The organism is Breoghania sp., assembly GCF_963674635.1.
In the GTDB taxonomy this organism is placed as follows: Bacteria; Pseudomonadota; Alphaproteobacteria; order Rhizobiales; family Stappiaceae; genus Breoghania.
Genome location: NZ_OY771475.1, coordinates 3,250,757 through 3,276,500 on the forward strand (window position 1 = coordinate 3,250,757; position 25,744 = coordinate 3,276,500).

Annotated in this window: 27 protein-coding genes; 12 read left to right on the forward strand and 15 right to left on the reverse strand. The window is 62.1% G+C overall.

The genetic code is table 11. The features are described from left to right. Window positions 1–131: 131 nt before the first annotated feature. From mnmG to ABGM93_RS14145, 4 genes are all read left to right on the forward strand, one after another. On the forward strand, window positions 132–2,015 hold the full coding sequence (gene mnmG, locus ABGM93_RS14130) for a tRNA uridine-5-carboxymethylaminomethyl(34) synthesis enzyme MnmG (RefSeq protein ID WP_321500472.1): 1,884 nt from the start codon (window positions 132–134) through the stop codon (window positions 2,013–2,015). A 4-nt stretch (window positions 2,016–2,019) separates the two neighbouring features. After that, on the forward strand, window positions 2,020–2,664 hold the full coding sequence (rsmG, locus tag ABGM93_RS14135; RefSeq protein ID WP_321334711.1) for a 16S rRNA (guanine(527)-N(7))-methyltransferase RsmG: 645 nt from the start codon (window positions 2,020–2,022) through the stop codon (window positions 2,662–2,664). Window positions 2,665–2,692: 28 nt separating this feature from the next. Then, on the forward strand, window positions 2,693–3,511 hold the full coding sequence (locus ABGM93_RS14140) for a ParA family protein (protein WP_319774751.1): 819 nt from the start codon (window positions 2,693–2,695) through the stop codon (window positions 3,509–3,511). 150 nt (window positions 3,512–3,661) lie between these two features. Beyond that, window positions 3,662–4,594, forward strand: a complete 933-nt coding sequence (locus ABGM93_RS14145) for a ParB/RepB/Spo0J family partition protein (RefSeq protein ID WP_319774750.1) — start codon at window positions 3,662–3,664, stop codon at window positions 4,592–4,594. A gap of 86 nt (window positions 4,595–4,680) precedes the next feature. Here the strand turns inward: ABGM93_RS14145 and ABGM93_RS14150 are convergent, their stop codons facing one another. The 6 genes from ABGM93_RS14150 to ABGM93_RS14175 all read right to left on the reverse strand — a co-directional run bounded on the left by ABGM93_RS14150 (window position 4,681) and on the right by ABGM93_RS14175 (window position 10,975). Then, window positions 4,681–5,262, reverse strand: a complete 582-nt coding sequence (locus tag ABGM93_RS14150) for an NAD(P)H-dependent oxidoreductase (protein ID WP_321334529.1) — start codon at window positions 5,260–5,262, stop codon at window positions 4,681–4,683. 7 nt (window positions 5,263–5,269) lie between these two features. Further along, window positions 5,270–6,676 (reverse strand): FAD-binding oxidoreductase, encoded by a 1,407-nt coding sequence (locus ABGM93_RS14155; protein ID WP_321500481.1) that lies wholly within the window; start codon window positions 6,674–6,676, stop codon window positions 5,270–5,272. Next, window positions 6,673–8,007, reverse strand: a complete 1,335-nt coding sequence (locus tag ABGM93_RS14160; RefSeq protein WP_321500484.1) for a cytosine deaminase — start codon at window positions 8,005–8,007, stop codon at window positions 6,673–6,675. Before ABGM93_RS14160 ends, ABGM93_RS14155 begins: the two co-directional genes overlap by 4 nt. A 1-nt stretch (window position 8,008) precedes the next feature. Continuing rightward, a complete protein-coding gene (locus ABGM93_RS14165; protein WP_321500487.1) occupies window positions 8,009–8,887 on the reverse strand; it encodes an ABC transporter permease in 879 nt (292 codons plus the stop codon). After that, window positions 8,884–9,705 carry an ABC transporter ATP-binding protein gene (locus ABGM93_RS14170; RefSeq protein ID WP_321334709.1) on the reverse strand — a complete coding sequence of 274 codons (822 nt, stop codon included), beginning with the start codon at window positions 9,703–9,705 and terminating at the stop codon, window positions 8,884–8,886. The genes ABGM93_RS14165 and ABGM93_RS14170 overlap by 4 nt, the downstream gene beginning before the upstream one ends. A gap of 256 nt (window positions 9,706–9,961) precedes the next feature. After that, window positions 9,962–10,975 (reverse strand): ABC transporter substrate-binding protein, encoded by a 1,014-nt coding sequence (locus tag ABGM93_RS14175; protein WP_321500490.1) that lies wholly within the window; start codon window positions 10,973–10,975, stop codon window positions 9,962–9,964. Window positions 10,976–11,346: 371 nt separating this feature from the next. On the opposite strand from ABGM93_RS14175, the gene ABGM93_RS14180 reads away from it, so the two are divergent. Both ABGM93_RS14180 and ABGM93_RS14185 read left to right on the forward strand, forming a co-directional pair. After that, window positions 11,347–11,736, forward strand: a complete 390-nt coding sequence (locus ABGM93_RS14180) for a RidA family protein (protein ID WP_321500493.1) — start codon at window positions 11,347–11,349, stop codon at window positions 11,734–11,736. 72 nt (window positions 11,737–11,808) lie between these two features. Beyond that, a complete protein-coding gene (locus ABGM93_RS14185; protein ID WP_321500496.1) occupies window positions 11,809–13,152 on the forward strand; it encodes an 8-oxoguanine deaminase in 1,344 nt (447 codons plus the stop codon). 5 nt (window positions 13,153–13,157) lie between these two features. Here ABGM93_RS14185 and chrA read toward each other — a convergent pair whose 3' ends face one another. Both chrA and ABGM93_RS14195 read right to left on the reverse strand, forming a co-directional pair. Beyond that, complete coding sequence (gene chrA, locus ABGM93_RS14190; protein ID WP_321500498.1) at window positions 13,158–14,369, reverse strand: chromate efflux transporter; 1,212 nt, start codon at window positions 14,367–14,369, stop codon at window positions 13,158–13,160. A 71-nt stretch (window positions 14,370–14,440) separates the two neighbouring features. Next, a complete protein-coding gene (locus ABGM93_RS14195; RefSeq protein WP_321500500.1) occupies window positions 14,441–14,926 on the reverse strand; it encodes a putative metalloprotease CJM1_0395 family protein in 486 nt (161 codons plus the stop codon). A gap of 715 nt (window positions 14,927–15,641) precedes the next feature. Here ABGM93_RS14195 and ABGM93_RS14200 point away from each other — a divergent pair. Together ABGM93_RS14200 and ABGM93_RS14205 are read left to right on the forward strand one after the other, a co-directional pair. Beyond that, window positions 15,642–15,824, forward strand: a complete 183-nt coding sequence (locus tag ABGM93_RS14200; protein WP_321500502.1) for a hypothetical protein — start codon at window positions 15,642–15,644, stop codon at window positions 15,822–15,824. A 159-nt stretch (window positions 15,825–15,983) separates the two neighbouring features. After that, window positions 15,984–16,784 carry a creatininase family protein gene (locus ABGM93_RS14205; protein ID WP_321500503.1) on the forward strand — a complete coding sequence of 267 codons (801 nt, stop codon included), beginning with the start codon at window positions 15,984–15,986 and terminating at the stop codon, window positions 16,782–16,784. A 9-nt stretch (window positions 16,785–16,793) separates the two neighbouring features. Here the strand turns inward: ABGM93_RS14205 and ABGM93_RS14210 are convergent, their stop codons facing one another. Next, window positions 16,794–17,852 (reverse strand): Glu/Leu/Phe/Val dehydrogenase dimerization domain-containing protein, encoded by a 1,059-nt coding sequence (locus tag ABGM93_RS14210; RefSeq protein ID WP_321505910.1) that lies wholly within the window; start codon window positions 17,850–17,852, stop codon window positions 16,794–16,796. 477 nt (window positions 17,853–18,329) lie between these two features. On the opposite strand from ABGM93_RS14210, the gene ABGM93_RS14215 reads away from it, so the two are divergent. The 4 genes from ABGM93_RS14215 (at window position 18,330) to ABGM93_RS14230 (ending at window position 21,109) form a co-directional block, all read left to right on the forward strand. Continuing rightward, the gene (locus tag ABGM93_RS14215) at window positions 18,330–19,004 is read left to right on the forward strand and encodes a DUF1007 family protein (RefSeq protein WP_321500505.1); all 675 of its coding nucleotides are present in this window, start codon (window positions 18,330–18,332) and stop codon (window positions 19,002–19,004) included. Then, on the forward strand, window positions 18,995–19,144 hold the full coding sequence (locus ABGM93_RS14220) for a hypothetical protein (protein WP_321500507.1): 150 nt from the start codon (window positions 18,995–18,997) through the stop codon (window positions 19,142–19,144). Before ABGM93_RS14215 ends, ABGM93_RS14220 begins: the two co-directional genes overlap by 10 nt. A 58-nt stretch (window positions 19,145–19,202) precedes the next feature. Then, the gene (locus ABGM93_RS14225) at window positions 19,203–20,261 is read left to right on the forward strand and encodes a nickel/cobalt transporter (RefSeq protein ID WP_321500509.1); all 1,059 of its coding nucleotides are present in this window, start codon (window positions 19,203–19,205) and stop codon (window positions 20,259–20,261) included. Window positions 20,262–20,383: 122 nt separating this feature from the next. Next, complete coding sequence (locus ABGM93_RS14230; RefSeq protein ID WP_321500511.1) at window positions 20,384–21,109, forward strand: carbonic anhydrase; 726 nt, start codon at window positions 20,384–20,386, stop codon at window positions 21,107–21,109. Between the two features lie 21 nt (window positions 21,110–21,130). Here the strand turns inward: ABGM93_RS14230 and pqqE are convergent, their stop codons facing one another. From pqqE to ABGM93_RS14260, 6 genes are all read right to left on the reverse strand, one after another. Continuing rightward, complete coding sequence (gene pqqE, locus ABGM93_RS14235; RefSeq protein ID WP_321500513.1) at window positions 21,131–22,213, reverse strand: pyrroloquinoline quinone biosynthesis protein PqqE; 1,083 nt, start codon at window positions 22,211–22,213, stop codon at window positions 21,131–21,133. Beyond that, window positions 22,210–22,533 carry a pyrroloquinoline quinone biosynthesis peptide chaperone PqqD gene (gene pqqD, locus ABGM93_RS14240; protein WP_321500515.1) on the reverse strand — a complete coding sequence of 108 codons (324 nt, stop codon included), beginning with the start codon at window positions 22,531–22,533 and terminating at the stop codon, window positions 22,210–22,212. Before pqqD ends, pqqE begins: the two co-directional genes overlap by 4 nt. Window positions 22,534–22,536: 3 nt before the next feature. Continuing rightward, on the reverse strand, window positions 22,537–23,394 hold the full coding sequence (gene pqqC / locus ABGM93_RS14245) for a pyrroloquinoline-quinone synthase PqqC (RefSeq protein ID WP_321500517.1): 858 nt from the start codon (window positions 23,392–23,394) through the stop codon (window positions 22,537–22,539). Continuing rightward, complete coding sequence (gene pqqB / locus ABGM93_RS14250) at window positions 23,391–24,347, reverse strand: pyrroloquinoline quinone biosynthesis protein PqqB (protein WP_321500519.1); 957 nt, start codon at window positions 24,345–24,347, stop codon at window positions 23,391–23,393. Before pqqB ends, pqqC begins: the two co-directional genes overlap by 4 nt. 18 nt (window positions 24,348–24,365) lie before the next feature. Further along, on the reverse strand, window positions 24,366–24,467 hold the full coding sequence (gene pqqA / locus ABGM93_RS14255; RefSeq protein WP_319774730.1) for a pyrroloquinoline quinone precursor peptide PqqA: 102 nt from the start codon (window positions 24,465–24,467) through the stop codon (window positions 24,366–24,368). Window positions 24,468–24,663: 196 nt separating this feature from the next. Then, entirely contained in the window at window positions 24,664–25,695 is a 1,032-nt protein-coding gene (locus ABGM93_RS14260; RefSeq protein WP_321500521.1) for an aspartate-semialdehyde dehydrogenase, read from the reverse strand. Window positions 25,696–25,744 lie beyond the last annotated feature (49 nt).

Here is a 25,744-nt window from a genome sequence, read left to right on the forward strand (position 1 = left end):
GCTCCGTTCCTTTTGACCCGACCTCCACCTTGGGGTATGGAAAGGCAATCAATTCATCCCGACACTTTTGGATAACCGGTCCGCCAGGGCGCGCGGGCGTGGACGGCGTGAAGATTGGTGCTGCAAGAGCCATGACGAATTTCGACGTTATCGTAATCGGGGGCGGCCATGCCGGCTGTGAAGCCGCGGCCGCGGCTGCGCGCATGGGCGCCATGACCGCACTCCTGACCCACCGCCGGGATACAATCGGCGTGATGTCCTGCAACCCCGCAATCGGCGGGCTGGGAAAGGGGCATCTTGTTCGGGAGATCGATGCGCTCGACGGCTTGATGGGCCGCGTGGCGGATGCCGCCGGTATCCAGTTTCGGATGCTCAACCGGCGCAAGGGCCCCGCTGTGCGCGGCCCGCGTGCGCAGGCAGACCGGAAGCTCTATCGCGAGGCCATGCAGGCCGCGATTGAGGCCACCGCGAATCTCAGCGTGATCGAAGGCGAGGCGGACGATCTGGAGATCGTGGACGGGCGCGTCCAGGGCGTGATTACCACGGACGGGCGTCGATTCGGATGCGGTTCGGTTGTCCTGACGACGGGCACCTTCCTGAAGGGTCTCATTCATATCGGCGACACACAGACCCCGGCGGGACGGGTGGGCGAGAAGCCCGCGATCGGTCTGTCCGATACGCTCGCGCGGGCGGGCTTTGAGCTGGGGCGTCTCAAGACGGGAACCCCGGCGCGTCTTGACGGGCGGACCATCGACTGGGCGCAGCTTGACGCGCAGCCCGGCGATGAGGATCCGGTGCCTTTCTCCACGCTGACTGAGGCGATTACCACGCCGCAAGTTCCGTGTTTCATCACGCGCACGACGCCGCAGACCCATGCGGTGATCCGGGAAAACGTGCATCGCTCGGCGATGTATTCCGGGAACATCAAGTCCACGGGCCCGCGCTATTGTCCTTCCATCGAAGACAAGATCATGCGGTTCGGGGACCGGGACGGGCATCAGATCTTTCTGGAGCCGGAGGGCCTCGACGACCCGACCATCTATCCGAATGGGATCTCGACCTCGCTGCCGGAGGACGTTCAGGAGAGCTTCCTGAAGACCATTCCGGGGCTTGAGGCTGTGCGGATCATCCGCCCGGGCTATGCCATCGAATATGATCATGTGGATCCGCGGGAGCTGACCCGGTCGCTTGAGACCAAGAAGATCACTGGTCTGTTTCTCGCGGGGCAGATCAACGGCACGACGGGTTATGAGGAAGCAGGCGCGCAGGGGCTTCTGGCGGGCGTGAATGCGGCCCTTCGGGTCGGGGGCGGGGATGAGGTGACCATCGGGCGCGCGGACGGCTATATCGGCGTCATGGTGGACGATCTGGTCACGCGTGGTATCTCTGAGCCCTATCGCATGTTCACGTCGCGCGCGGAGTACCGGCTGACCCTTCGGGCAGACAATGCCGATCAAAGGTTGACGCCGCTGGGGATTGCCTTCGGTTGCGTCGGCCAGGTGCGTCGAGTCGCTTTCGAAACGAAAACCGAGGCGCTGGAGCAGGCGCGAAAGATGGTGAGAGAGCTTTGTCTCTCCCCGGCGGAAGCGCGGCGGCATGGTCTTGAAATCAACCAGGATGGGATCCGGCGCACGGCCTTCGATCTTCTTTCCTACACCTCGATCGATCTGAAGCGGCTTGCGGCGATCTGGCCGGAGCTTGCGACCCTTGCGCCGGCGGTAGCGGAGCAGGTTGAAATCGATGCGACCTATTCGGTCTATCTCGACCGGCAGGAATCCGATATCGCCGCGCTCAGGCGGGAGGAGGGGCTCGCCATTCCCGATGGGTTCGATTATGGGCTTCTCGCCGGGCTCTCCAACGAGCTTCGGCACAAGCTGGAAACGGTGCGGCCGGAAACGCTTGCGCAGGCCGGGCGGATCGATGGGATCACGCCGGCGGCGCTGACGCTCATTCTGGCGCATATCAAGCGCGATGGCGCGGCTAGGAAAACGGGGACACGCGGTGCAGCAGCCTGAGGCGATGAATGACGGCCCGGAGGTCTTGGATCACTATTTCTCTGTTTCACGTGAAACGCGCGAACGCCTGATCGCCTATGTGGGGCTCTTGCGGCGCTGGCAGAAGGCGCAGAATCTCGTGGCGCCCTCGACGCTGTCCCAGGTCTGGCTTCGTCATGTGGTCGACAGCGCGCAAATTCACAGCCTTTCCCCGGATATCCACCACTGGATCGATTTCGGATCGGGTGCGGGGTTTCCGGGCCTGGTGACGGCGATCCTTCTTGCGGAAACGCCGGGCGCTATGGTTCATCTGGTGGAAAGCAACCAGCGCAAGGGGGCGTTTTTGCGCACGGTCATCCGCGAAACGGCGATCCCGGCAAAGGTTCATGCGGTTCGAATCGAAGCCGTTACGGAGCAGTGGGACGAGGAGACAGACGGGCATATCGAAGGGGTTTCGGCCCGCGCGCTCGCCAGCCTCGACCTGCTTTGCGGCTATGCGCAACCTTTCGTGGCCAAGGGCGCCCGGGCCTTTTTCCACAAAGGGCGGGAATCCGCGTCTGAGATCGCTAAAGCGTCTCACACCTGGGACCTGGATCTGGTAGAACATAAAAGTCTCATCGATCCGCAGAGCGTTGTCCTCGAAGTCGGACGTATCGACCCCTTAACCTAATGGATATTGAAGCGAGGGTGTTTTTCGCATGAGCGTGCTTCCTAAGTCTCCGCGTGTGCTCTCGCTCGCAAACCAGAAGGGCGGGGTCGGCAAGACGACAACCGCAATCAATCTCGGAACGGCCCTGGCGGCCATTGGCGAGCGCGTGCTGGTCATCGATCTCGATCCGCAGGGCAATGCGTCGACAGGGCTGGGCATTGACAGGTCCCAGCGTGAAATCTCGACCTATGAGGTGCTCTATGGCGATGCCACGCTGAAGGAAGCGATCCACGAGACAGCCGTGCCGCGGCTGTGGGTTGCGCCCTCGACGATGGATCTTCTTGGTCTGGAGCTTGAGATCGCGGACACCAAGGATCGCGCGTTCCGGCTGCGCAACGCCATTGCCGACTATGTTGCCGACAACGAGCGCCGGGATTTCAGCTATATCCTTGTCGATTGCCCGCCGTCGCTCAATCTTCTCACGATCAATGCGCTCAGCGCCTCCCATTCCATTCTGGTGCCCTTGCAGTGCGAGTTCTTCGCGCTGGAAGGTCTGAGCCAGCTTCTGGGAACGGTGGAGCAGGTCAAGCATGCGCTGAATGCCGAGCTGACCATCCATGGCATCGTTCTGACCATGTATGACAGCCGGAACAATCTGTCGGCGCAGGTTGTGGCCGATGTGCGCGAAACCATGGGCGAGGCGGTTTATGAGACCGTCATTCCGCGCAATGTGCGCGTGTCTGAAGCGCCGTCTTACGGCAAGCCGGTTTTGCTTTATGATTTGAAGTGCCCCGGCAGCCAGGCCTATTTGCGGCTCGCATCGGAGATCATCCAGCGCGAGCGCAAGATCCGGAAGGCTGCTGCCTGAGGACTTTGAACGTCTTTTCCGGGCACGACGCGGGTAAGCGCGTGTCCCACCGCTCCGATTCGGGTCCGAATTGAAAGCGGCAAAACAAAATGTCAGCATTAGAAGACAGCCGCGCACTCATGCGGCGTCGAGGGAAGCGGGAACAAGGCCATGGCCGACGAAGCCGGTGGTACACGGAACAAGAGACTCGGTCGCGGACTGGCGGCATTGATCGGCGATGTGAGCACGGAAGCCCCCGCCAGCAACGATAAGGGCGAGGCTGGAGACAGTGCTCACATCCGCAGTGGCATTCGTCAGATTCCGATCGAGAATATCCGGCCCAACCCGCGGAACCCGCGCAAGACCTTCCGCGAAGACGATCTCAGCGACCTGATTGAGTCCATCCGCGAGAAGGGGGTTGTTCAGCCGATCCTGGTCCGGCCTTCGGCCGCGACAAAGGGAACGTTTGAGCTGATCGCCGGTGAGCGGCGCTGGCGGGCCGCCCAGAAGGCGGGGTTGCACGAGATGCCGTCGGTCGTGCGCGAGGTGACGGATCAGGAAGCCCTTGAGCTTGCGATCATCGAGAACGTGCAGCGCGCCGATCTCAACCCGATCGAAGAGGCGCTGGGCTACGACCAGCTCGTTGCGGAATTCAATTACAGTCAGGCGGCGCTGGCCAAGGTGATCGGCAAGAGCCGGTCGCATGTGGCCAATACCATGCGGCTTCTGAAGCTGCCCAATGCGGTGAAGGACTATCTGGCCGAAGGTCTGCTCACGGCCGGTCATGCGCGTGCGCTGATCACCGTCGACGATCCGGCGGCGCTTGCCGAGATCATCGTGGAGAAGGGCCTCAGCGTTCGCGATGCGGAGAAGCTGGCGCAGGATCCGGAGGCCCTCAAGAAGGCCAAGGGGGCCGCTACACCCAAGGAGAAAGCGCCGAAGCCCGCCGACACGGTGGCGCTGGAGCGGCGGCTTTCCGACGGGCTTGGGCTGGCGGTTGCCATCAATCACAAGCCCAATGCGGATTCCGGCGAACTGAAGATCAAATACAAGTCGCTGGAACAGCTCGATCAGGTCTGCCGCTTGCTTGGAATCAGTAACTGATTGAATTTATTGAATGATAAGGCAAAAAAAAGCCCGGCGCGGGGATGCTCGCGCCGGGCTTTTTCTTTTTGCGTCCTGTCGTGCGATCAGAACCGAGCGATGGCTTGCTCGACCTTTTTCAAGAAGGCGGCGCGCTGGGCATCGGTTGCGTTGTTCATGTCGTAAAGCGCGTGATACTCGACCGGCGCGAACGGCTTGATCACGGCGCGCAACATGCGCTTGACGCTCTTGCGTGGCGGATCGCCCACGAGGAAGGCACGGATCCGCGAGCCGCCATAATGGGTGACGGCGACCATCTTCTTGATGTTGTGGAGGCTCGGGATGACATTCCCGTCCCGCATCTTGAAGGAGACACCGGGGAGGAAAACCCGGTCGAGGAAGCCTTTCAGCATGGCCGGGAAGCCGAAGTTCCATACCGGGTAGCACAGCACAAGCGCATCCGCCGCTTCCAGGCGTTCCACATAGGAAGCGACATTGGCCTGGTTGATGTCGGTATCGTGATAGTCGAGCCGCTCCTGACGCGTCAGGGCCGGTTCGAACCCCTCCGCATAGAGATCGCAGTCATCGACATCATGTCCTGCGTTCTTCAGGGTCCTGACGATCACCTCGTGCAGGGAAGCGTTGAAGCTCGTTTCGACGGGGTGGGAATAAAGAACGAGAATGCGCACGTAAGTTCTACCTCAAGCCATGGAACAGGAAGGGGCCGTCTGCGGTGACGTCGAAATCGGGGTCGTCCCAGGCAATCATCTTGCCGGGGTTGAGGAGGCCCTTGGGGTCGGCTTCGCGCTTGAAGGCGAGCTGGGCTTCATCCGTCTGCTTCATGCCGCCTTCTTCCAGCGTGTAGCGGTGCGGATTGAAGATCGGACAGCCTGCGTCCTCATGCAGACGCATGATCTCTTCCAGCCGCTCTTCGGAGCTGTAGCGCACGACGGGCAGGCCGAAACAGGTGACGTTTCCGTCGAAACGCACGAATTCAAGGTGTCCGGGAACCTCATCGCCGAAGAGCTTGGCAATCGTCTCCACCTTCGCGATCTGGTCGGGATAGGGGTAGAGCACCTGGAGATAGGTGATGGTGTTGTCGACGCGCAGGCCGCGCAGGGTGGTGTGGTTCCAGGAAAGCTCGAAGACGGGCGGCAGGCCTTTTCGTTCCTCCGGCGTGGCGGTGTCGGAGCGGAACAGGATCGGGGCTTTGCGGTGTTCGGTAAAGGCGACCAGCGCCGGCATGGCGAAGGGCGCCACCATCATCACGCAGACCGATTGGTCGGGCTTGATATAGGAGCGGTAGCGCAGAAAATAGTCGTGTGGAATCGGAGCCGAAATGACGCCCAGCTCCTTAAGAAGGATGCCATCCTGCTGGCCCAGCGCATCGGCAAACCTTGCGCCGTCCACGAAATCATCGAAGCCGACAATCACGTCCACCCAGTCATAGGCGGCGGTCAGGGGCATCTCCACCTCGGTGATGACGCCATTGGTGCCATAGGCATGGACGACCTTGGGAAGATCGGCGCCGGTCAGGTCGAGAATGCGCGGCTCCTCTTCCATCGTGATGACGCGCACGCGGATGACATTGCCGAGATCGCGCAAGCCCCCCCATCGGATGGAGCCGATGCCGCCGGACCCGCCCGCAATGAAGCCGCCGATGGTGGCGGTGCGGTAGGTGGAGGGGTGGAGCCGCAGCTCCTGACCCGTCTTTCGGGTCTCTTCGTCGATCGCGGAAATGAGCGCACCGGGTTCGCAGACCACGCGGCCGGGGCCTATTTCCTTGATCTTGTTGAATTCCGCCAGGTTGAGCACGACGCCGCCCGCAAGCGGCATGGCCTGGCCGTAATTGCCGGTGCCCGCACCGCGCACCGTGACGGGGACGTCATGGGCATAGCAGGCCTTCAGGACCCGGATGATCTCTTCCTCGCTCGTCGGTGTCACGACAACATCGCCGGTGACCTGTTCGAGCTGCTTCTTGAGCACCGGCGAATACCAGAAGAAGTCGCGGCTCTTCTGCTTGACGATGGCGGGGTTGTCTTCGATGGCGAGGCCGTTGAGGGCCTCCAGGACCGATTTCAGATCAGGCTGCGTGGCGGTCATGATGCACCTCCCATGAGAGCGTCGAGCTCGCGGTAATCCGGCAGGACCCGCTCCATTCTCTTACCGTAGCGGAAAACTTCCCTCGGTGCGCCGGGGCGCGCCATGACCTCAAACAAATCTCTCCCGCCAAAGGCGATGAAATCCGCCGTGCCACCGACCCTGAGCCGTCCATGCTCGGGGTGCCTGAGGATATCCGCCGGGGTGGTGGTGACGGTGCGGATCCAGTCGGATGTCGGGTGATCGAAATGGGCGATGCGGTTGGCTTGGGTAAAGACCTCCACAAGATCGAGATCGCCGTAGGCATAGAAGGGATCGCGGGTGTTGTCGGAGGCGACCATCACCGGGACGCCTGCCTGTTTCAGCTCGTGCAGCAGCGTGATCCCGCGCCAGCGCGGGGTCCCCGGTGTGGGGCCGGGGGTGATCCGTCCCTGCAGATACATGTTGCACATGGGAAGGGAAACGACGGCGATACCGGCTCTCGCAACGAGGTCGATGGTGCGCTTTGCCTCATCGTCGTCCTGACAGGCGAGCGAACAGCAATGGCCACACAGGATCTTGCCGGAAAACCCGTTGCGAAGGGCGGCCTCAGCGATGTGCGCCAGCGTTCTTGCTTGCGGATCGGAGGTCTCGTCGACGTGGAAGTCGAGATCGAGGCCGCGGGTTTCGGCCGCCTTGAAGATCGCATCGAGATGTTCGTCGAGCCGCGCGATCATGTAGGTGACAGCCCCCAACACGCCACCCGCTTCCTTCACGCGATCGGCGATTTTCTCCAGAAAGCCGTCATCCGCATCGAGCCGGTCGATGCCGAACAAGCAGGCGCCATGGAGCGATATCCGATCCGACCAGTCCTGCATCACCTCGCGCAGCACCGGCCAGGAAATCTCGTCCTGCGGGGGCAGGCTGTCGATATGGGTACGGATCAGGGACGTGCCATGCGCATAGGCGCAGCGCAGCGCGAAATCCATCCGGGCGCGCACGTCTTCCGCCGTCCAGTTGGCGATCCGGTCCTCGCCAACGGATTTCAGCGCGCTCTCGAACGTTCCGTCCGCGTTGCTGTGGCGCGGCCAGATATGGCCCTTGTCGAGATGGGTGTGGCAATCGACAAGGGTGGGCAGGATCAGGCCGTCATCCAGATCGACAGTGAGGGGGGACGGGGCAGCGGTTCCGGCGGGAGCGATCTGGGCGATGGACTTGCCATCGATGCGCATGTCGACCTTCACAAGATCCGTCCCGGCGGTTTCCAGCTCGGCACCTTCCAGAAGGACGGCGGGGACGGTGGCATTGGTCAGCAGATAGCTCGCAGCGCCGGTCAGGGCAGCGAAGTCGGTCACGTCAGTTTTCCCTCTTGAGCGCACTTTCGTGCCACTTGCGCAGGAGCAGGTGGGAAATCGCGTTGGTCGTGAAGAAGATGGCAACGCCGGTCAGCGACAGCAGGAAGAGCGCGGCGAAGAGGCGGGGGATGTTGAGGCGGAACTGGGATTCCAGCAGCCGGAAGGCGAGGCCCGAGCCCGCACCGGCTGACCCGGCGGCGAATTCGGCAACGACGGCGGCAATGAGCGCCAGGCCACCGGCGATCTTGAGACCGGCCAGGAAGTAGGGCAGGGCATTCGGCATCTTCAGATACATGAGCGTCTGCCAGCGGCTGGCGCCGTAAAGCTCGAAGAGATTCAGAAGGTTATGGTCCGTCGACTTCAACCCTTGCGTCGTGTTGGACAGGATCGGGAAGAAGGCGACGATCCAGGCGCAGATGAGAAGGGCGGCCTGCGTGGTGGGCGCGTAGATCAGGATCAGCGGCGCGATGGCGACGATCGGGGTCACCTGAAGCACGACGGCGTAAGGATAAAGCGCCATTTCCGCAAAGCGCGACTGGGACATCAGGATCGCCAGCGCGACGCCGCCAACGAGTGCGATGGCAAGGGCTGTGAAGGTGATCTTGAGCGTGACCAGAAGGGCGGGGGCGAGGATTGGCCAGTCGGTATAGAGAGCCTGCGCCACCCGCATCGGGCTCGGCAGAATGTAGTGGGGCACGTCATAGGCCCAGACATAGAGCGCCCAGACTGCGATCAGCAGCGCCAACATCGTGATGGGAATGCCGATACGCCAGAGGGGCGAAGCATGCCACAGCGTGTCAGGCGCTTTGTGTTTCGCTGCCTTGGCGTTGGCTTGTGTGCGGGCGTTCGGCATCGTCGTTTCCAATGTGGCCATGCTCATGCTGGTTCACTCACGTCCATTGCGCGATGCAGGGCATCGGAGGCCTGTCGGCAGAAGTCGTTGTAGATGGCGGATGTGCGGAACTCTTCCTCGCGCGGATAGGGGGCATCGATGCGGATCGTCTCCACCACGCGGCCCGGACGAGCTGCCATTACGACGATCTGGTTGGAGAGATAGACGCTCTCGAACACCGAATGGGTGACGAAGATGACCGTCCAGCCGAATTTCTCCCAAAGGTGGAGGAGGTCGTTGTTGAGCTTGAAGCGGGTGATCTCGTCCAGCGCCGCGAAGGGTTCGTCCATCAGCAAAAGCTTGGGCTTGGTGACCAGCGCGCGGGCGATGGAAACGCGCATCTTCATACCGCCGGAAAGTTCGCGCGGGTAGCTATCGGCAAACCCTTCAAGCCCCACCATGCGCAGCGCGTCCATGACGTCCTTGTGGGCGCGCGCCCTGGAGATCTTCTTCAGGCGCAGCGGCAGGTAGACATTGTTGTAGACGGTCGCCCAGGGCATCAGCGTGGGCTCCTGGAAGACGAAGCTGACTTCGTTGTCGCCCTTCTCACCGCCCGCGCCGCTATCCGGCCAGACGAGGGAGCCGGAGGTGGCATCGCCGAGACCGGCCATGATGCGCAATGCGGTGGACTTGCCGCAACCGGATGGGCCAAGCAGGCTGACGAAATCGCCCTTGCCGATATCCAGCGTCATGTCGCGCAGCGCAACAGTGCCATTGGCGAAGGTTTTCGACACGTTGCGGAGCGAAATCAGGGGCTGTTCCGCGACATCGGCGGCAGAGGCCGGGGCATTGGGTGTGGGCGAGATGGTCACGCTACCTGTCCGTTTCTTGGCCGGCCCGTGTCAGGGTCCGGCGGATCCGTTTAACGCCAGGAGTGCCGGCGGCGGCCCCCGAACGATGCGGTTCGTCGGGAGAGCCGGTGGAAACCGGCAAGGCCGCTTGGTGTGGAGCAGATCGGAGCGGCAAGGCCCCGGTCCGTTGTCGCAATCGGTGTGCAGACCGCATCCGCAAAGCAGGTAAGACCGTCGGCGAAGCAGAGTGGCCGTCCCGAAGCAGGGTGGCCTAGTTCTTGAGGTCCATGCCGACGCCCTTGCACACGAATTCTGTTGTGTAGAGCGTGGACAGGTCGAGGCCCTCCTGCACGACACCGGCGGCGACCATCTTGTCGTAAAAGCTCTTGATCTGCTCGCCTTTCATGCAGCCAATGCCCTTTTCCAGCGCCACGCCGGATTCCACCAGGCCGAAATCCTTCATCGTGGCGATGGAGAACGCGATCTGGCCGTCGGTCATTTCCGGGTTGTCGGCCTTGATGGCCGCATTGGCGGCGGCGTTGTCGCCATGGAGATAATTGTACCAGCCGATGATCGAGGCATCGACAAAGCGTTGCACGAGATCCTTGTTCTCGGCCACAAAGTCGACCTTGGCCTCGATGGTGGTCGAATAGGTTTCAAACCCCGAATCCGCCAGCAGGAACAGCTTCGGTTCAATGCCGCCCTCGGTCTTGATCGCATAGGGTTCCGACGTGATGTATCCCTGCTGGGCGGACTGTTTGTCGGCAAGGAAGGGCGCCGGATTGAAGGTGTAGGGCTTGTACTGGGCGTCGGAGAAGCCGGAGAAACTGCTTTTCATCCACTGGAAGTAGGTGGAGAAACCGTCTTTGCCCATGAAGATGGTCGGCAGCTTGGCCAGATCCTCGAAGGTCTCAAGGCCCGCATCCGGGTGGGCGATGAGGACCTGCGGGTCCTTCTGGAAAATCGCCGCGACCTCGACCAGCGGAATGCCCTGTTCCGCGGCGGAGAAGGAGCCGAGCAGGTTGCCGTTCATGTAGAAGTGGATCTTGTCGGCCATCAGCAGCGCGCGGTTGGCTGCCTGGGGGCCGCCCTGTACGATCTCGACCTTCAGGCCGTATTTTTCATAAGTCCCGTCGGCAACAGCCTGATAGAAGCCGCCATGTTCGGCCTGGGCGAGCCAGTTGGTGCCGAACTTCACCTCATCGAGCGCAAAGGCGGGAGCCGTCGAGGCGAGTATTCCCGAAGCTGCAACGACCGCGAGGCCGAACCGAACCAGACGCTTCATTGTGTTATCCCCCTGATGACCCTGCGGGTCGCGCCAAGACAAACGGCCACCTTCCGTAGAGGCGGCGCCGGTGAGAAATCGCAAGAGCCGTGCCATTTCGATTTCGTCAGTGTGGAAATGTCCGCACCATGGGACAATCCTTGACATATTGTCCTTCAAACGCTGAGACGCCGCGAGATGTCGCTAGGGTACCTCAGGAAAAGTGCCTAAAAAAGCGCCCCTTGGAGATTGTTTCCAGGGCGACCTTGCACGAGAGACGCTTTTGTCCGGTTCGCGGGCATGACGTTGCGCGAGATTTTTGCGCAGTGAGGTGATTTGCAGAAGGCGTCTTGTGGTCTAGCGTCTAGGCTGTTCATTCGGAGGTTCGCCCCTTGCTCAGGCATCTCGTTCCCGCACAGATCCGTACGCCCTTCGCAAAATACAGCCATGGCGTGGAAATCCCCGCCGGTGCGCGGCTTCTCGTCTGTTCCGGCCAGCTCGGCATCGAACATGACGACACCATCCCCGAAGGGGCGGAGGCGCAGGCCCGGCTGTGCTTTGAAGCCATTCGGGCACTTTTGCGCGAGGCGGGCATGTCGGTGAGCGATATCGTCCGCCTCAACGCCTATGTGACGGGGCGCGAACACATGGCCGGATACATGGCCGCGCGCGACGCCTTCATCGGCACGCCGCCGCCTGCGTCCACGCTGATGATCGTTTCCGGGTTTACCCGGGAAGACTTCGTCGTCGAGATTGAGGCGCTCGCCGCCAGTCTGGACTGAGCGTGTCTTTCATTTCGCCCATCCCGGGGACTTGCCTGTCCGGGCGGGTCTCTACTCAAGGAAGAGATTTCCATGCGTCTTTGGATCAAGGACCCGATCGCCATTCTCGCCGACGGCGCGGAGCGCGGCGTGGTGGTGGAAGATGGCGTCATCGTGGAACTGGTGGGGAAGGGGCGCGCGCCGCAAGCCCACGACATGGTTTTCGATGCCGGGCGGCACGTGATCCTTCCCGGCCTCGTCAACACGCATCATCATTTCTTCCAGACGCTGACGCGGGCGCATCCTGAAGCCATCAACAAGGAGCTCTTTCCCTGGCTGAAGGCGCTTTATCCGATCTGGACGCGCAATGTGACGCCGGAGACCTTCCGGCTGGGGACGCGGCTGGCGTTGACGGAGCTTTTGATGTCCGGCTGCACGACCGCCGCCGATCACCATTATCTCTTCCCCGCGGGGCTGGAAGGGGCGATGGACATTCAGGTCGAAGAGGCGCAGCGCCTCGGCATCCGCATGACGGTTTCGCGCGGCTCGATGAACCTGTCTGAAAAGGATGGCGGGCTGCCGCCCGATGGCGCGGTGCAGGACGAGGACACGATCCTCGCTGATTGCGAACGGGTGCTTCAGAAGTATCACGATCCTTCGGACGGCGCGTTCATCCAGGTGGCGCTGTCACCGTGTGCGCCGTTCACGGTGACCAAGAACCTGATGAAGCAGAGCGTCGCGCTGGCGGAGAAATATGATTGCCGCCTGCACACGCATCTGGGCGAGACGCGCGATGAAAACGACTATTGCGAGCACCATTTCCAATGCCGTCCGGTCGATTATCTGGAAGAAGTGGGGTGGCTGAACGATCGCGTGTGGCTGGCGCATGGCATTCACTTCAATGACGAGGAGGTGAAGAAGCTCGGCCATCATTGTGTGGGGGTCTGCCATTGCCCGACCTCCAACATGCTGCTGGCCTCCGGACAGTGCCGGACGAAGGAGCTTGAGGCGGCAGGCAGCCCGGTCGGGCTTGGCGTGGACGGGTCCGCGTCCAACGACAATTCCAACCTGATGGAAAGCGTTCGCCATGCGCTGATGATCAACCGCCTGACCTATGATGCGACGGTGAGCCATTTCGATGCGTTGCGCTGGGCAACGGAAGGCTCCGCGCGCTGCCTTGGTCGTGAGGATATCGGCCGGATTGCGGTCGGCAAGCAGGCGGACATGTCCTTCTACACGCTCGATGAGTTGCGCTTTTCCGGTGGCGGCGATCCGCTGGCGACGCTCGTCCTGTGCGGCGCGCATTCGGCGGACCGGGTGATGATTGCGGGCGACTGGAAGGTGGAGGATACCATCCCGGTCCACATGGACATCGAACGTCTGCGCCATGAGCACGGTCAGGCGGCGAAACGGTTCCTGGAGAGCATCACGGGTTGATCCGCTCAAGTCGGTTTCATGTCCAGGAGACCGAGCGCGATGCCGATGACAGCCATGATCAGCACGACCCGGCCGGATCCTTGCCGGAACGTGGTGAGCAGCAGGAAGGCGCTTGCCGCAAGGAGCAAGTCAAGCGGGTTCCTGACGCTGGATGTCCAGATGGGCGTTATGAAGGCTGCGATCAGAAGGCCGACGACCCCCGCATTCGCTCCCTTCATGATCGCGCTTGCATGGGGCGAGCTGCGCAAGCCCTGCCAGAAGGGCAGCGCGCCGTAGATCAGCAGGAAGCCGGGCAGAAAGATCGCCAGGAGGGCGAGGGCTGCGCCGACGACCGGATGGGGGGCGAAGGGCAGGAGCGCGCCCAGATAGGCGGAAAAGGCGAAGAGCGGCCCGGGAAGGGCCTGTGCCGCGCCATAACCTGCCAGAAACAAGGTTTCATCCATATAGCCCGGCGTGACGGTGGCCGTCTCCAGAAGCGGCAAAACCACATGCCCCCCGCCGAAAACCAGCGCTCCCGCACGATAGAAAATGTCGAGGATCCGCAGGACCCCGTTGTCACTGGCCCCGGCAAGCCAGGCAAGCGCGAAGAGCAGGACTACGAAAAGGCCAAGCGCAAGCATGGCAGGACCGCGTTTTCCAACGGGAGCTTTCTGGAGTGTTTCAGGGGCGACATGGCTTTTTCCGCGCAGCGCCAGCCAGCCAGCCAGGCCTGAAAGCGCGATGGCGGCGGGTTGGACAAACGGGACAGAGACCAGCAACACGAAAATGAAACTGGCAAGCGCAATCCCTGCGCGCGGGGCATCGGGGCAGAGCGTTTTCGTCATGCCCGCGATCGCTTGTGCAACCACTGCGACCGCCACGAGCTTGAGCGCATGGATGAGCGCGGCGCCCACTTGCGTTGAAAATAATGTGCTGCCGTAGGCGATGGCGAGCATCAGGATCGCGGAGGGCAGGGTGAAGCCGACAAAGGCGGCGATTGCGCCCGGCAAGCCGCCGCGCAGATATCCGATTGCGAACCCGGTCTGGCTGGAGGCGGGGCCGGGCAGAAACTGGCTCAGGCCGACAATATCGGCATAGGCCGCATCATCCATCCAGCCGCGCCGCTCGACGAGTTCGCGGCGGTAGTAGCCCAGATGTGCGACGGGGCCGCCAAAGGAGGTCAGCCCCAGGCGCAGGAAAACGGTGAAGATGTGCAAGGGTGAACTGGGACCGGACATGATGCCCTCAGAATAGCGGCGCCATGTTACGGGGTCACGACATGCGAACCTGTGCAAAGGCGGCATGCGTGTCAGCCGAAGGGCGCGATCATCTGGGCCACCTGCTCGTAGGCACGCTGAGCGGCAAAGCGGGTGTCGACGGAAATGGGGGCGCGCGGCTCGCTGGATTCGGTTTCGAAACCATCTTCGGACCCGTCGCCTTCCCTGGCAGGGTCGGCCTCGCTTTCCTCATCCTCCTGCGCGGCTTCTTCTGCCTGAAGCTGGAGCAGGGCGGCCTGCGCTTCGGCGCGCATCTGGCGGGCGGCGGCGGCGACGCGGAGATCCTGTGGGGAGGGATCTGCCGGGGCGAGTGCGGCGCGCACGATCTGGTCGGCCTTGGCGATGGTTGCTTGCGGGGATCCCGCAGGAGAGGTGTCGATGGCGACTTCCCCGCCCACCGCATAGGTGCGCCCGTCGGGCCCTCTTGTCGTCTCGTAGGTTGGGGCTCCGGCGTAGATGCCGCCGGCAGCGTTATGCGCGCGCTCATGGGCTTTCACCTCGGCATCGCGCTTTTTCAAATCCCGGACCTGCTTCTCCTCGTCCTCGGTGAGCTCACCCGGCGAGGCTGCGGCATTTGTGTCTTTTGCCGTTGAAGGAGAACCGGTGGCGTTCTCGGAAGAGGAAAAGATGACGGCGGGGTCGGACGCGGAGGCAGGGGCGCTGCCGGAGGGTGCGTCGGGCGCATTAAGGCTCTCAGCGCGAGAAGAGGGCGCGCCGTGCGGTCGTATCTGTGCCGCTGATGCCACGGCATGAGAACCGATTTCTGCGACCATAGGTCATAGTTTGCCCGAAAGCCGCATATGAGAAAGTTAACCCAACGGAAGGCATTTGATCTAATCGCATGGTTGTGTTCATGCGGTTTCCTGAAATGCGGATTAAGGTCGCGCGACGACACGTCGCAGCGTCAAAGTGGCTCTTGGTCCAGCCGTTGCAAATACTACTTGTGTTGTACAAACTGTTCATGCGTATCGAATGGAAGATAATAGCCATAAGTTGTGGTTTTCTGTTTGTGAAACCATGGCGAATTCCACCAGATCCGCGTCGGAGTGCCGGATGTGAAAAGCATCCGGATGCCGGACAGGGACAAACAATAACAATACTGAATGCAGACAGCATTCATCGATGTCGACAGCTTTGGGTTGGCGACGGCCTTTTGGGTGAACAGCCTAGGACTGTTCTTTTCCCATTGCCCCGGTTCAGGTCGGATCTCCGGAGGGCTTTGGAGGGTGAGAGATGACGTATTATGAAAAATTCGACGGTCCCGTGATGAACGGAGGCCGGGACCCGTGGTTCAAACGGCGCAGGCCATCCAAGATCTGGACCTCCCGCGCCGGGCTTGTTGCCGGGCTGATTGCCGCAAGTATCCTGACAGCGGCCGCTTTTGCCTTTCTTGTCAGCGGTCCCATCTGGGACTAGCCGCCCGGGGCTGTGATTTCGGCCTTTGCCCCGAGGCACTCCCAAATGATGGTCATATCAAAGAATTCGGTCTGTCCGATCGACAGAAGTGATGCAAACCGTACGTAAGATGCACTAGGCTGGCGGCTCCCATTCCTGTTGAGTCCCCGGAGAGCCTCCATGCGTCCACGACATTTCTGGCACGAGATGACCACCGTCGATTTCGCCGAGGGCGATACGGCCTCGTGGATTGCCGTCCTGCCTGTCGCTGCAATCGAACAGCACGGTCCGCATCTGCCTGTCTCGACCGATACGGCGATCGCCAATGGTCAGATCGCGCGGGTTCTGGAGCTTTTGCCGGAGGAGCTTCCGGTCACGTTCCTCCCCGTTCAGGCGGTGGGCAAGTCGAACGAGCACATCTCGTCGCCCGGCACGCTGACCGCCGATTGGGATACGCTGACGAAGCTCTGGATCAACATCGCCGAAAGCGTCCATCGTGCGGGTGTGCGCAAGCTGGTCATCGTCAATTCGCATGGCGGCAATGTGCCGATCATAGACATTGTCGCGCGCGAAATGCGGGTGAAACACGACATGCTCGTGGTCGCGACCGCCTGGTCCCGTTTCGGTCAGCCGGAGGGTGTGTTCCCGGCGGAGGAATTTGTCTACGGCATTCATGGCGGAGACGTGGAAACCTCCATCATGATGCACCTTCATCCGGATCTGGTCCGCACGGATCTGCGCGAGGACTTCAAGTCCAATCAGCTCAATTTCATTCAGGAATTCAAGCATCTGCGCGGGCATGGGCCGGTGCAGTTCGGCTGGAAGACGCAGGATCTGGGCGCAAAGGGCGCGCTCGGCAATGCCGCGGGGGCGACGGCCGAGAAGGGCTTTGCCTCTCTCGACCATGCAGCGCGTTGCTTCGTGGAGCTGATGCACGACATGCATCGCTTCGATCCGGACCGCTTGTGGCGGCCCGAATAGGGCGCGGTCTTATCCGGCAGCTCTCAGGCGTTCTTCCGCCAGCCTGTCGGCGATGACCTGGGTCGGGCGACCCTCCGCCTCCGCGCGTTCGAAGATGCGGGTGAGGGTGTCGCCGATGGCGATCGTCTTTTCGCGGACAAGCGCGTCCCCATCTTCGGGACCGGCGAGCGCGATGGAGATGATGCCGCCTGCGTTGATCGCATAGTCGGGGGCATAGAGAATGCCCGCGCGCCGCAAGGCCTCGCCATCCGCGTCGGTGGCCAGCTGGTTGTTCGCGGCCCCGGCAACGATCTGCGCCCGCAGTTGCGGAATGGTGGTTTTGTTCAATCCGGCTCCAAGCGCGCAGGGACAGAAAATGTCGGCTTTGACGGCATGCGCGCCGTCCGGCTCGGTGGCGTTCGCTCCGAACGCCTCAACCGCGCGGGAAACGGCGGTCGCATTGATATCGGAAACGATCAGCTTGGCGCCCGCCGCGTTCAACATGCGCGCGACACCGAAGCCGACATTGCCGAGACCCTGAACGGAAACGGTTAGGCCCCCAAGGTCATCGGTTTCGAACCGGTGGCGCACGGCGGCGCGAATGCCTTCGAAAACGCCCAGGGCGGTGTAGGGGGAGGGATCGCCGAGCCCGGTCTGCTTCGTTCCCAGGGCATGGGATGTTCGGCGGGCGACGATTTCCATGTCCTGGCTGGAAATGCCGACATCCTCGGCGGTGCGGTAGCGCCCGGAGAGGCGTTCCACCTGTGTGCCGAAGGCCTCAAGCAGTTCGGGCGTCTTGTCGCGGTTCGCATCGGCGATGATCACGGCCTTGCCCCCACCCAGATCAAGCCCGGCAAGCGCGTTCTTGTAGGTCATGCCGCGCGACAGGCGCAGGGCATCGGTGAGCGCCGCCGCGTCGCTGGCATAGGCCCACATGCGACAGCCACCCGCTGCAGGTCCGAGGCGCGTATCGTGAATGGCGATGATGGTGCGCAGGCCCGATCCGGCGTCATGGCCGAACACCACCTGTTCGTGGTCCCGGAACTCGGGGTGATCGAATAGGGTGACAGGCTGAGAGCTTGGCTCCATGTCGCTCGCCCTGTCTCTGGCGCGGTGCCGGGTGGAGATGTTCATGGTGTCCTCGTTCTCCAAAAAAGGTGTTCGCCGATCATGCGGATCTCTGTCCGGTCTTCGGTCTTTTGGGGGCGGTGGGCCGAGGTTCAACACCCCGGTTGACGCTGTGCCCCGCGAGACGCCTGCGGCGATATGTCTTATCTGGAAGGATGATAAACTTGATTGACGAAAGAAATTGGTTCATTTCGTCGAAGGACACGGGCATGGATAGGCGAATATTTCCAATATGTCGCACCATCGATAAGAATTTTCCGTAGAGGGAAGGGGATTCCGGGACCTTTTGGCCTGTCCGGAAGCGCGCGAGGGAGGGCGGCTTGTGAGGCTGTCTTGCTGTCGCGGTCTTGCTTTCGCCGCCTTCGCACCGCAAGTACAGTTTCCAAAGAGACCGTTGCCGGACAATGACAGCCCGGCCGTCGCTTGATCGGAACATGGATGTCGAACGGACCTCGACTGTTTTCGCTGAAGGGGCTTCTGGTGGCCCTGCCTGCATGGCTCGCGTCGATGTGCGGGGCTTTTGCCCATCCGCATGTCTTCGTGGAGGCTCGCAGCGAGATGGTGTTCGACCCCAAGGGCATGCTGATCAGCGTGCGACAGGTCTGGCGTTTCGATGCCGCCTTCACCGCCTTCGCGGTTCAGGGGCTCGATGCCAATGGAGACGGCACCCTCAGCCATGAGGAATTGCAGCCGCTTGCAAAGATCAATGTCGAATCCCTGAAGGAATTCGACTATTTCACCTTCGTGACGGTGAGCGGGAAAGAGCAGCCATTCGTGGATCCCACGCAATACTGGCTCGATTTTTCCGATGGTCGGCTTACCTTGTTTTTCGATTTGCCACTGAAGGACGCTCTCAAGGTGTCAGGCGGCGAGACGGTGCTTGAGGTCTTCGATCCGGACTATTTCGTCGATTTCGCCATGACCAAGGAAAATCCCTTCGTTCTCGGCAATGCTCCGACTGGCTGCAAACTCAAGACGCAACTGGCCGGCCCTCTCGATCCAAATCTGGCGGCACAATTGTCGCAACTTTCACCCACGGTCCGCGATCTTCCTCCCCAGTTCCAGACCGAGGCATCAACCTGGTCCAATGAGGCTACCCTGACGTGTCCATGATGAAAAACCGCCCGCGCTCCAAGAACAAGACGCCTCAGACCCCCGCTCAGAAACGCATGTGGCGCATCATCCTTCTCGTCCTTGTTGCGGGGTTGGTGCTGAGCTTTGTCTTCGATGCCACCGGCGGATTCGGAGCCTGAACCGGTCTCCTCGCCCTCTCCGGCGAAAGGTCTTGATCCGCCCATGGCCAGAATTCCGATGACGATAGTGCGCGCGCACGCTTCTCGATGCCTTGCCTTGTCGCTCGCCGTGACGTTTGGCGTGTCGCTGGCCTTCAGCCTTCCGGCCCTGGCCGCGCCCTCGCCGTTTGGCGTCGGGTTGCCGGAAGCGCAGGCGGCGCCCGGAGGCTGGTTCAGCGGCTTTTTCGCATGGGTCGCGGCCAACCAGTCGGCGTTCTACCGCGCCTTGACCGAAACGCTGCAGGCGCTGAAAGAGACGCCGTCCGCCGGATGGTGGCTGGTCACCTTGTCCTTTCTCTATGGCGTCTTTCATGCGGCGGGTCCCGGCCATGGCAAGGCGGTGATCTCCACCTATGTGCTGGCGAACGGGCAGACGCTGAAAAAGGCGGTGGCGCTTTCCTTTGCATCCGCAATTGCGCAGGCCGTGACCGCGATCGTGCTGATCGGGGTGGCGGCGGTCGTGCTCAACATGACCTCGATCGCCATCACCCGAACATCGGAAATCTTCGAGATCGGGTCCTATGCCCTGATCACCGCGCTTGGCGCGTGGCTCTTGTGGTCCAAGGCGGTGCGGCCGTATCTCGTCCGCAAGGCTCCCTCCCATGGTCACGATCACGCGTGCGGGCACACCCATTCACACGATCACGACCATGATCATGACCATGGTCACGACCACGCGCATTCCCATGAGGGGGGTGTTTGCAGCTCCTGCGGGCACTCCCATGCGCCCGATCCGGCGCTGCTGAAAGAGCCGGTCACGCTGGCGCGGGCCTGGTCGGTCATTCTGGCCGTCGGGCTCAGGCCCTGCACGGGCGCTCTGATCGTTCTGGTGTTTTCGCTGTCGCAAGGACTTGTTCTTGCCGGGATCGCTTCCACATTTGTGATGGCGCTCGGCACGGGGCTGACGGTTTCAGCCCTTGCCGTCTTTGCGGTCGTCGCCCGGGGGGTGGCGGTGCGGTTTGCGGGCGAGAGCAGCCCGCTGGCGCGCCGCATTCACCACGGTGTGGAGATCGCGGGCGCATTGCTTGTCTTCCTGCTCGGTGCCGTCCTGCTGACGGCAACCCTGGGCTGGGGCTGAGTGTAACTCGGCATTTATCGCGTATGGTCAGCCGGACCCGAACAGGGTACGGAACAGGACAGACGACGGAGAATGTGATTTCAGGACCGGCTGATCCGGTCTGATGAACGGGACGATGTTCGATGAGCGACTTAGAAAAGCCTGCCACCGATGGCGATGCCACCGCCGCCAATTCGACCCCGGTCGATGCCACTTTTCCCAGTGAACTCCTGAAGGGCTACGGCCGCTACCGCGAGAAGTCCTTCCTGCCCAATCGCCGCGCCTTGGAGGATCTGGCCGTCTATGGTCAGCAGCCGAAGGTGCTGGTCATCGGCTGCTGCGATTCCCGCGTGACGCCGGAAGGCATTTTTGATGTGGGGCCGGGCGAGCTTTTCGTCGTTCGCAACGTCGCCAATCTCGTGCCGCCCCATGAGGAAAACGGCGAGTTTCACGGCACAAGCGCCGCGGTCGAGTTTGCCATTCAGGGGTTGAAGGTGGAGCACATCATCGTGCTCGGCCACGCCCGCTGCGGTGGTATCGAGGCTTTCCGCTCTGAAAACCCGCAGCCCCTGTCGGACGGCGATTTCATTGGCAAATGGATCACCTTGCTGGAACCGGCCGCCCGCACGCTGGCCTGCAATCCGGTCGATCGCAATATCGAGCCTCAGCTTGCCATGGAATATGCCGGCATCCGCCAGTCTTTGAAGAACCTGCGCACCTTCCCCTGGATCGCCGATCTGGAGGCAAAGGGCGCTCTTGTGCTCCATGGCGCCTGGTTCGATATCCGCACCGGGCTGCTCAAGATCATGGAGCCGGAGACAGGCATCTTCCATGACGCGCCGACAAATCAGGTCGTCATCGGCGTCTGAGACCGTCGCAACGGTGCGGCTTCACGCCTCCATCGGCACACGCCCGATGGTCCGGTGGTGCATGTCACCGGTTGGCCCCAGGTCGTGCAAGGCACCGTGGTGGGGGGAATGGATGCAGGTCGGGTCAGTCGCGCCCGCATCTCCCGTCATCGCGAAAGCCTGACAGCGGCAGCCGCCGAAATCGACCTCCTTGCGCGGGCATGACTGGCAGGGCTCCGGCAGCCAGTCGGTGCCGCGATAGCGATTGAAGCTCTCCGAGTTCTCCCAGATGTCGCGCAGGGGTCGGGTTGCAATGGTCTCGAATGTGAGACCGGTGATGCTCTGGGCCGCGTGACAGGGCAGCATCATGCCATCGGGCGTGAGCACGAAGGCGTCCGCCGCCCAGCCCCCCATGCAGGGCTTGGGATAGTCGGCGTAATAGTCGGGCGTCACGAAATCGATGTTCAGCCGCCCTATCAGGTCCGCGCGGGTGCGCTCCACATAGTCGACTTGCCGCATCACCGCTTCACGGTCGGGAAGCAGATTGGCCCGGTTGAGATAGGCCCAGCCGTAATACTGGACATTGGCGATCTCCAGGCGCTCCGCATCAAGCTCCAGCGCCAGATCGACGAATTCCGGCACTTCCTCGATGTTGAGGCGGTGGATCGGCGCGTTGATGGTCAGCGGAAGGCCTGCTTCGCGGGCCCAGCGGGCAACGGCGCGCTTCCTTTCATGCGCTGCGCGATAGCGGCCCACCAGCTCAGTGGTTTCCGGCCGCGCGCCTTGAAAACTCACCTGGATATGGTCGAGCCCGGCATCGCGAAGGGCAAACAGGCGGTCCCGGGTCAGCGTCACGGCGGCAGTGATCAGGTTGGTGTAGATCCCGAGCCCCGACAGGCCGGAGACGAGAGCCTCCAGATCGGTGCGCAAGGTCGGTTCCCCGCCGGAAAGATGGACCTGTCTGACGCCGAGCGCCTCGGCCTGCGCGAAGGCGGAAAGCCAGGTCGCGGTGTCCAGTTCGCGATCCGCTTTCAGAAGGTTCAGCGGATTGGAGCAATAGCCGCATTGAAGCGGGCAGCGGTGGGTGAGCTCGACCAGCATGCCGAGAGGGGGCTGAATGGTCATGTCTGCGTCCCCGCACCGTTTTCGCCTGTCGCCACCTCGATCAACAGCCGGTCGGCCCAGTCTTGCAAAAAGGCGATGATATCCGCCTCGATCTCGGCAGGCGGTGCGGCGTAGTCGCGGGCGAAGTCCTCCGCCATTTCGCAGACCGTCGTCTGTCCGTCGCAGCGTGTCAGGATCGCGGTGGAAATCTCGTCCGGCCAGAGCACCCGTTCCGGGGCGAGCACGATCGGCTTTTCGCGCAGGGCGTCGAAACGCAGATGCACGTGACGTGGCAGCCGCGGGCGACTTGAAGCGGTGATGTCAAGGCGCGCGGCGCGCATGGTCTATGTCCCTTCAGGCACGAAGGCGCCGGGCGGAATGTGGCCGGGATCCACATAGGCATGGTGGAGCGCATCGAGCATCGCCCAGAGCATGTCGCATTTGGCGATCAGCGCGTTGACCGCATCGGCCTGCATCTGCGGCGTCACCGCGTGGCGGCAGACATAGGCAAGCGCGAATTCCGCATCGCGCGGGGCCTGTGTCAGGCGCGGGGTGAAATAGGCCAGCGTTTCTTCCGTGATGTAGCTGTAACGCGCCAGCATGGCCGGCACGCGCTGGGCGATCGCCGCGCCTGAGAACATTTCCGTCAGCGAGGAGGCGACCGCCACCAGCAGGGAATGGTTCGTCACCAGATCGAGATAGGAGGCGACCGCATAACGGGTGGCGGGCAGGGCAAGGCGGGTGGAGATCACCATCTCAGCGTCGAGGCCGACGCCTTCGGCAAGCTTGATCCAGCGCTTGATGCCGCCTTCGGAAGGGGTGCCGGTGCCATCGTTGTCTTCGCCATCATGGTCGATAATGCGCTTGCGCCATTCGCGGCGGAAGGCCGGGTCCTCGCTGCGGCCCAGAATGACCGCATCCTTGCGCGGGATGACCGCCTGATAACAATAGCGGTTGAGGGCCCAGGCCTGCATCTGGGCAAGCGTCAGCTCACCCGCATTCATGCGCTGGTGAAAGGGGTGATGGACATGGTAGCGCGCCGCGCCGACCCTTCGAAGGGTGGCTTCCAGTTCCTCAGGCCTCAGCAGCCGCTCGGCACTGTCGCCGGGCAGGAATTCGGCCGCCGGACCCGCGTCGTAGGGAATGCGAAACGTCGCGGCGCCAAGGGCTTCGGACGCCAGCCGGTGTGCGGATGCGCTCATAGCTCGATCTCCATCCCGTCAAAGCCGATCTCCCATCCAGCCTCCTTCACGGCGGCTTCTGCCGCGGAGCCGGGCTCAAGGATCGGGTTGGTCGTGTTGATATGGACATATATGCGCCGGCCAACATCGACATCGCTCAGCGCCGCCAGCGAGCCGCTCTCGCCCGATATCGACATGTGGCCCATGCGCGCGCCGGTCTTCTCGCCGACGCCGGTGCGCCGCATCTCGTCATCCTGCCAGACCGTGCCGTCGAACAGCAGGCAGCCCGAACCATCGATCCGGCGGCGCAGATCCGCGCTCACCCGAGCGCAGCCCGGCACATAAAGAAGGGTCTTTCGGCCGTTGGCAGGTGCATTGCCGTTCACCGAACCGCCCGCATGGAGCGCGATGCCGATCGTGTCGCCCGATTCGGATCCGAAATCATCGCGGTCGGCCTCTTCCAGAAACAGCGCGATCTTGCCGGGCACGGAGAAGGTCTCAATGGTCAGCCCGAGCGGCCCGTTCGGGCCTTCAAGCTCCGTGTGTCCCGACAGGGGCAATTCGCGACGGATGACGATGGCCGGATCGAGCACGCGGAAGATGGAATTGGCCTCCAGCGTCTCCAGCACACGGGCGGTGGCATAGAGCGTGAAAGGCTCGCGCTCGCGCAAGGACAGCAATCCGGCGATGTGGTCCACATCCGCATTGGTCAGAATGACGGCGGAAATCGGCGTATTGCGCAAGGGGCCCTGCGGATCCGGCTGAAGGATCTCGTTGGCCGCGATCTGGGCGCGAATGTCGGGAGATGCGTTGAAGACCGCCCAGTGCTTTCCGTCTGCGCTTGCGGCCATGGAGGACTGGGTACGGGGAAGATAACCGGACCGGCCTTGTCGCACGGCCCGGCTCAGCGGCGCGTTGCAGTTCCATTGCGGAAATCCGCCGCCGGCGGCGGAGCCGAGAACCCGGATTTTCACGGCTCGTCTACCGCGGGTCTATTTCTTCGCGCCGCAGCTGCCGATTTCGGCCGGCATGTAGCGGGTCACTTCGAAACCGGCTTCAACGACATTCATTGTCGGCTTTTTCCAAGTCTTCATGATGCGTTCTCCTCCAAATGTTGCACAACACAACGAGAGAAAGCGTAACGAAGCCGACAATGAGAAATATAGTACTTTGGTGCCAGCCAGAATTACGCGTATCCGGGCTGGCACCAAGATGCTGAAAAGAAAGTGTCTTTAGGTATACTGCGAGATCCGGCGCAACAGCCGCGTGAGGGAAATTGCGCCGTCTCTGTCAGGCCGCGTTCTGCTTCTTCAGCAGACGGCGGTTGACGAGCACTTCCGCGATCTGCACGGCGTTGAGCGCGGCGCCCTTGCGCAGGTTGTCGGAGACCACCCACAGGTTCAGACCGTTCTCGACCGTGGCGTCTTCACGGATGCGGGAAATGTAGGTCGCATCCTCGCCGGTCGCCTCGTAAGGGGTCACGTAACCGCCGTCTTCGTGCTTGTCGACCACCAGGCAGCCGGGCGCCTCGCGCAGGATGTCACGGGCCTCATCGGCGGAAATGGGGTTCTCGAACTCCAGGTTCACGGATTCCGAATGGCTGACAAAGACCGGCACGCGCACCGCGGTGCAGGTAACCTTGATCGCCGGATCGAGCATCTTCTTGGTCTCGGCCAGCACCTTCCACTCTTCCTTGGTGTAGCCGTCCTCCATGAAGACATCGATATGCGGGATCAGGTTGAAGGCGATGCGCTTGGTGAACTTCTTCGGCTCGATGGGATCGTTCACGAAGATCGCGCGGGTCTGCTCAAAAAGCTCGTCCATCGCTTCCTTTCCGCCGCCGGAAACCGACTGGTAGGTGGAGACGACGCAACGCTTGATCTTCGCCGCATCGTGCAGCGGCTTCAGCGCGACGACGAGCTGGGCGGTGGAGCAGTTCGGATTGGCGATGATGTTCTTCTTGGAAAAGCCGACAATCGCATCCGCATTCACTTCCGGCACGATCAGCGGAACGTCGGCGTCGTAGCGCCAGGCGGAAGAGTTGTCGATGACCACGCAGCCCTGCGCGGCGATCTTCGGCGCCCATTCCTTGGAGATGTCGCCCCCGGCGGACATCAGGCAGATGTCGGTGTCGGAGAAGTCGTAATTGTCGAGCGCCTTCACCTTCAGGGTCTTGTCGCCATAGGAGACTTCGGTGCCCTGCGAGCGGCGCGAGGCGAGGGGGATGACCTGATCGGCGTCGAACTGGCGTTCTGCGAGAATGCCGAGAATTTCCCGGCCCACATTGCCGGTGGCGCCAACTACAGCGACCTTGTAACCCATGATGCGTCCTTCCTGATTTCCATAGGAACTGCATGAGGTTGCAGCTCCG

What these genes read in the sequence shown, in the direction of transcription:
- mnmG (WP_321500472.1), top strand. Translation starts at nt 132, where the DNA reads ATGACGAATTTCGACGTTATCGTAATCGGGGGCGGCCATGCCGGCTGT.
- rsmG (WP_321334711.1), top strand. Translation starts at nt 2,020, where the DNA reads ATGAATGACGGCCCGGAGGTCTTGGATCACTATTTCTCTGTTTCACGT.
- ABGM93_RS14140 (WP_319774751.1), top strand. Translation starts at nt 2,693, where the DNA reads ATGAGCGTGCTTCCTAAGTCTCCGCGTGTGCTCTCGCTCGCAAACCAG.
- ABGM93_RS14145 (WP_319774750.1), top strand. Translation starts at nt 3,662, where the DNA reads ATGGCCGACGAAGCCGGTGGTACACGGAACAAGAGACTCGGTCGCGGA.
- ABGM93_RS14155 (WP_321500481.1), bottom strand. Translation starts at nt 6,676, where the DNA reads ATGACCGCCACGCAGCCTGATCTGAAATCGGTCCTGGAGGCCCTCAAC.
- ABGM93_RS14165 (WP_321500487.1), bottom strand. Translation starts at nt 8,887, where the DNA reads ATGAGCATGGCCACATTGGAAACGACGATGCCGAACGCCCGCACACAA.
- ABGM93_RS14175 (WP_321500490.1), bottom strand. Translation starts at nt 10,975, where the DNA reads ATGAAGCGTCTGGTTCGGTTCGGCCTCGCGGTCGTTGCAGCTTCGGGA.
- ABGM93_RS14185 (WP_321500496.1), top strand. Translation starts at nt 11,809, where the DNA reads ATGCGTCTTTGGATCAAGGACCCGATCGCCATTCTCGCCGACGGCGCG.
- chrA (WP_321500498.1), bottom strand. Translation starts at nt 14,369, where the DNA reads ATGTCCGGTCCCAGTTCACCCTTGCACATCTTCACCGTTTTCCTGCGC.
- ABGM93_RS14200 (WP_321500502.1), top strand. Translation starts at nt 15,642, where the DNA reads ATGACGTATTATGAAAAATTCGACGGTCCCGTGATGAACGGAGGCCGG.
- ABGM93_RS14205 (WP_321500503.1), top strand. Translation starts at nt 15,984, where the DNA reads ATGCGTCCACGACATTTCTGGCACGAGATGACCACCGTCGATTTCGCC.
- ABGM93_RS14210 (WP_321505910.1), bottom strand. Translation starts at nt 17,852, where the DNA reads ATGGAGCCAAGCTCTCAGCCTGTCACCCTATTCGATCACCCCGAGTTC.
- ABGM93_RS14215 (WP_321500505.1), top strand. Translation starts at nt 18,330, where the DNA reads ATGTCGAACGGACCTCGACTGTTTTCGCTGAAGGGGCTTCTGGTGGCC.
- ABGM93_RS14225 (WP_321500509.1), top strand. Translation starts at nt 19,203, where the DNA reads ATGACGATAGTGCGCGCGCACGCTTCTCGATGCCTTGCCTTGTCGCTC.
- ABGM93_RS14230 (WP_321500511.1), top strand. Translation starts at nt 20,384, where the DNA reads ATGAGCGACTTAGAAAAGCCTGCCACCGATGGCGATGCCACCGCCGCC.
- pqqE (WP_321500513.1), bottom strand. Translation starts at nt 22,213, where the DNA reads ATGACCATTCAGCCCCCTCTCGGCATGCTGGTCGAGCTCACCCACCGC.
- pqqD (WP_321500515.1), bottom strand. Translation starts at nt 22,533, where the DNA reads ATGCGCGCCGCGCGCCTTGACATCACCGCTTCAAGTCGCCCGCGGCTG.
- pqqC (WP_321500517.1), bottom strand. Translation starts at nt 23,394, where the DNA reads ATGAGCGCATCCGCACACCGGCTGGCGTCCGAAGCCCTTGGCGCCGCG.
- pqqA (WP_319774730.1), bottom strand. Translation starts at nt 24,467, where the DNA reads ATGAAGACTTGGAAAAAGCCGACAATGAATGTCGTTGAAGCCGGTTTC.
- ABGM93_RS14260 (WP_321500521.1), bottom strand. Translation starts at nt 25,695, where the DNA reads ATGGGTTACAAGGTCGCTGTAGTTGGCGCCACCGGCAATGTGGGCCGG.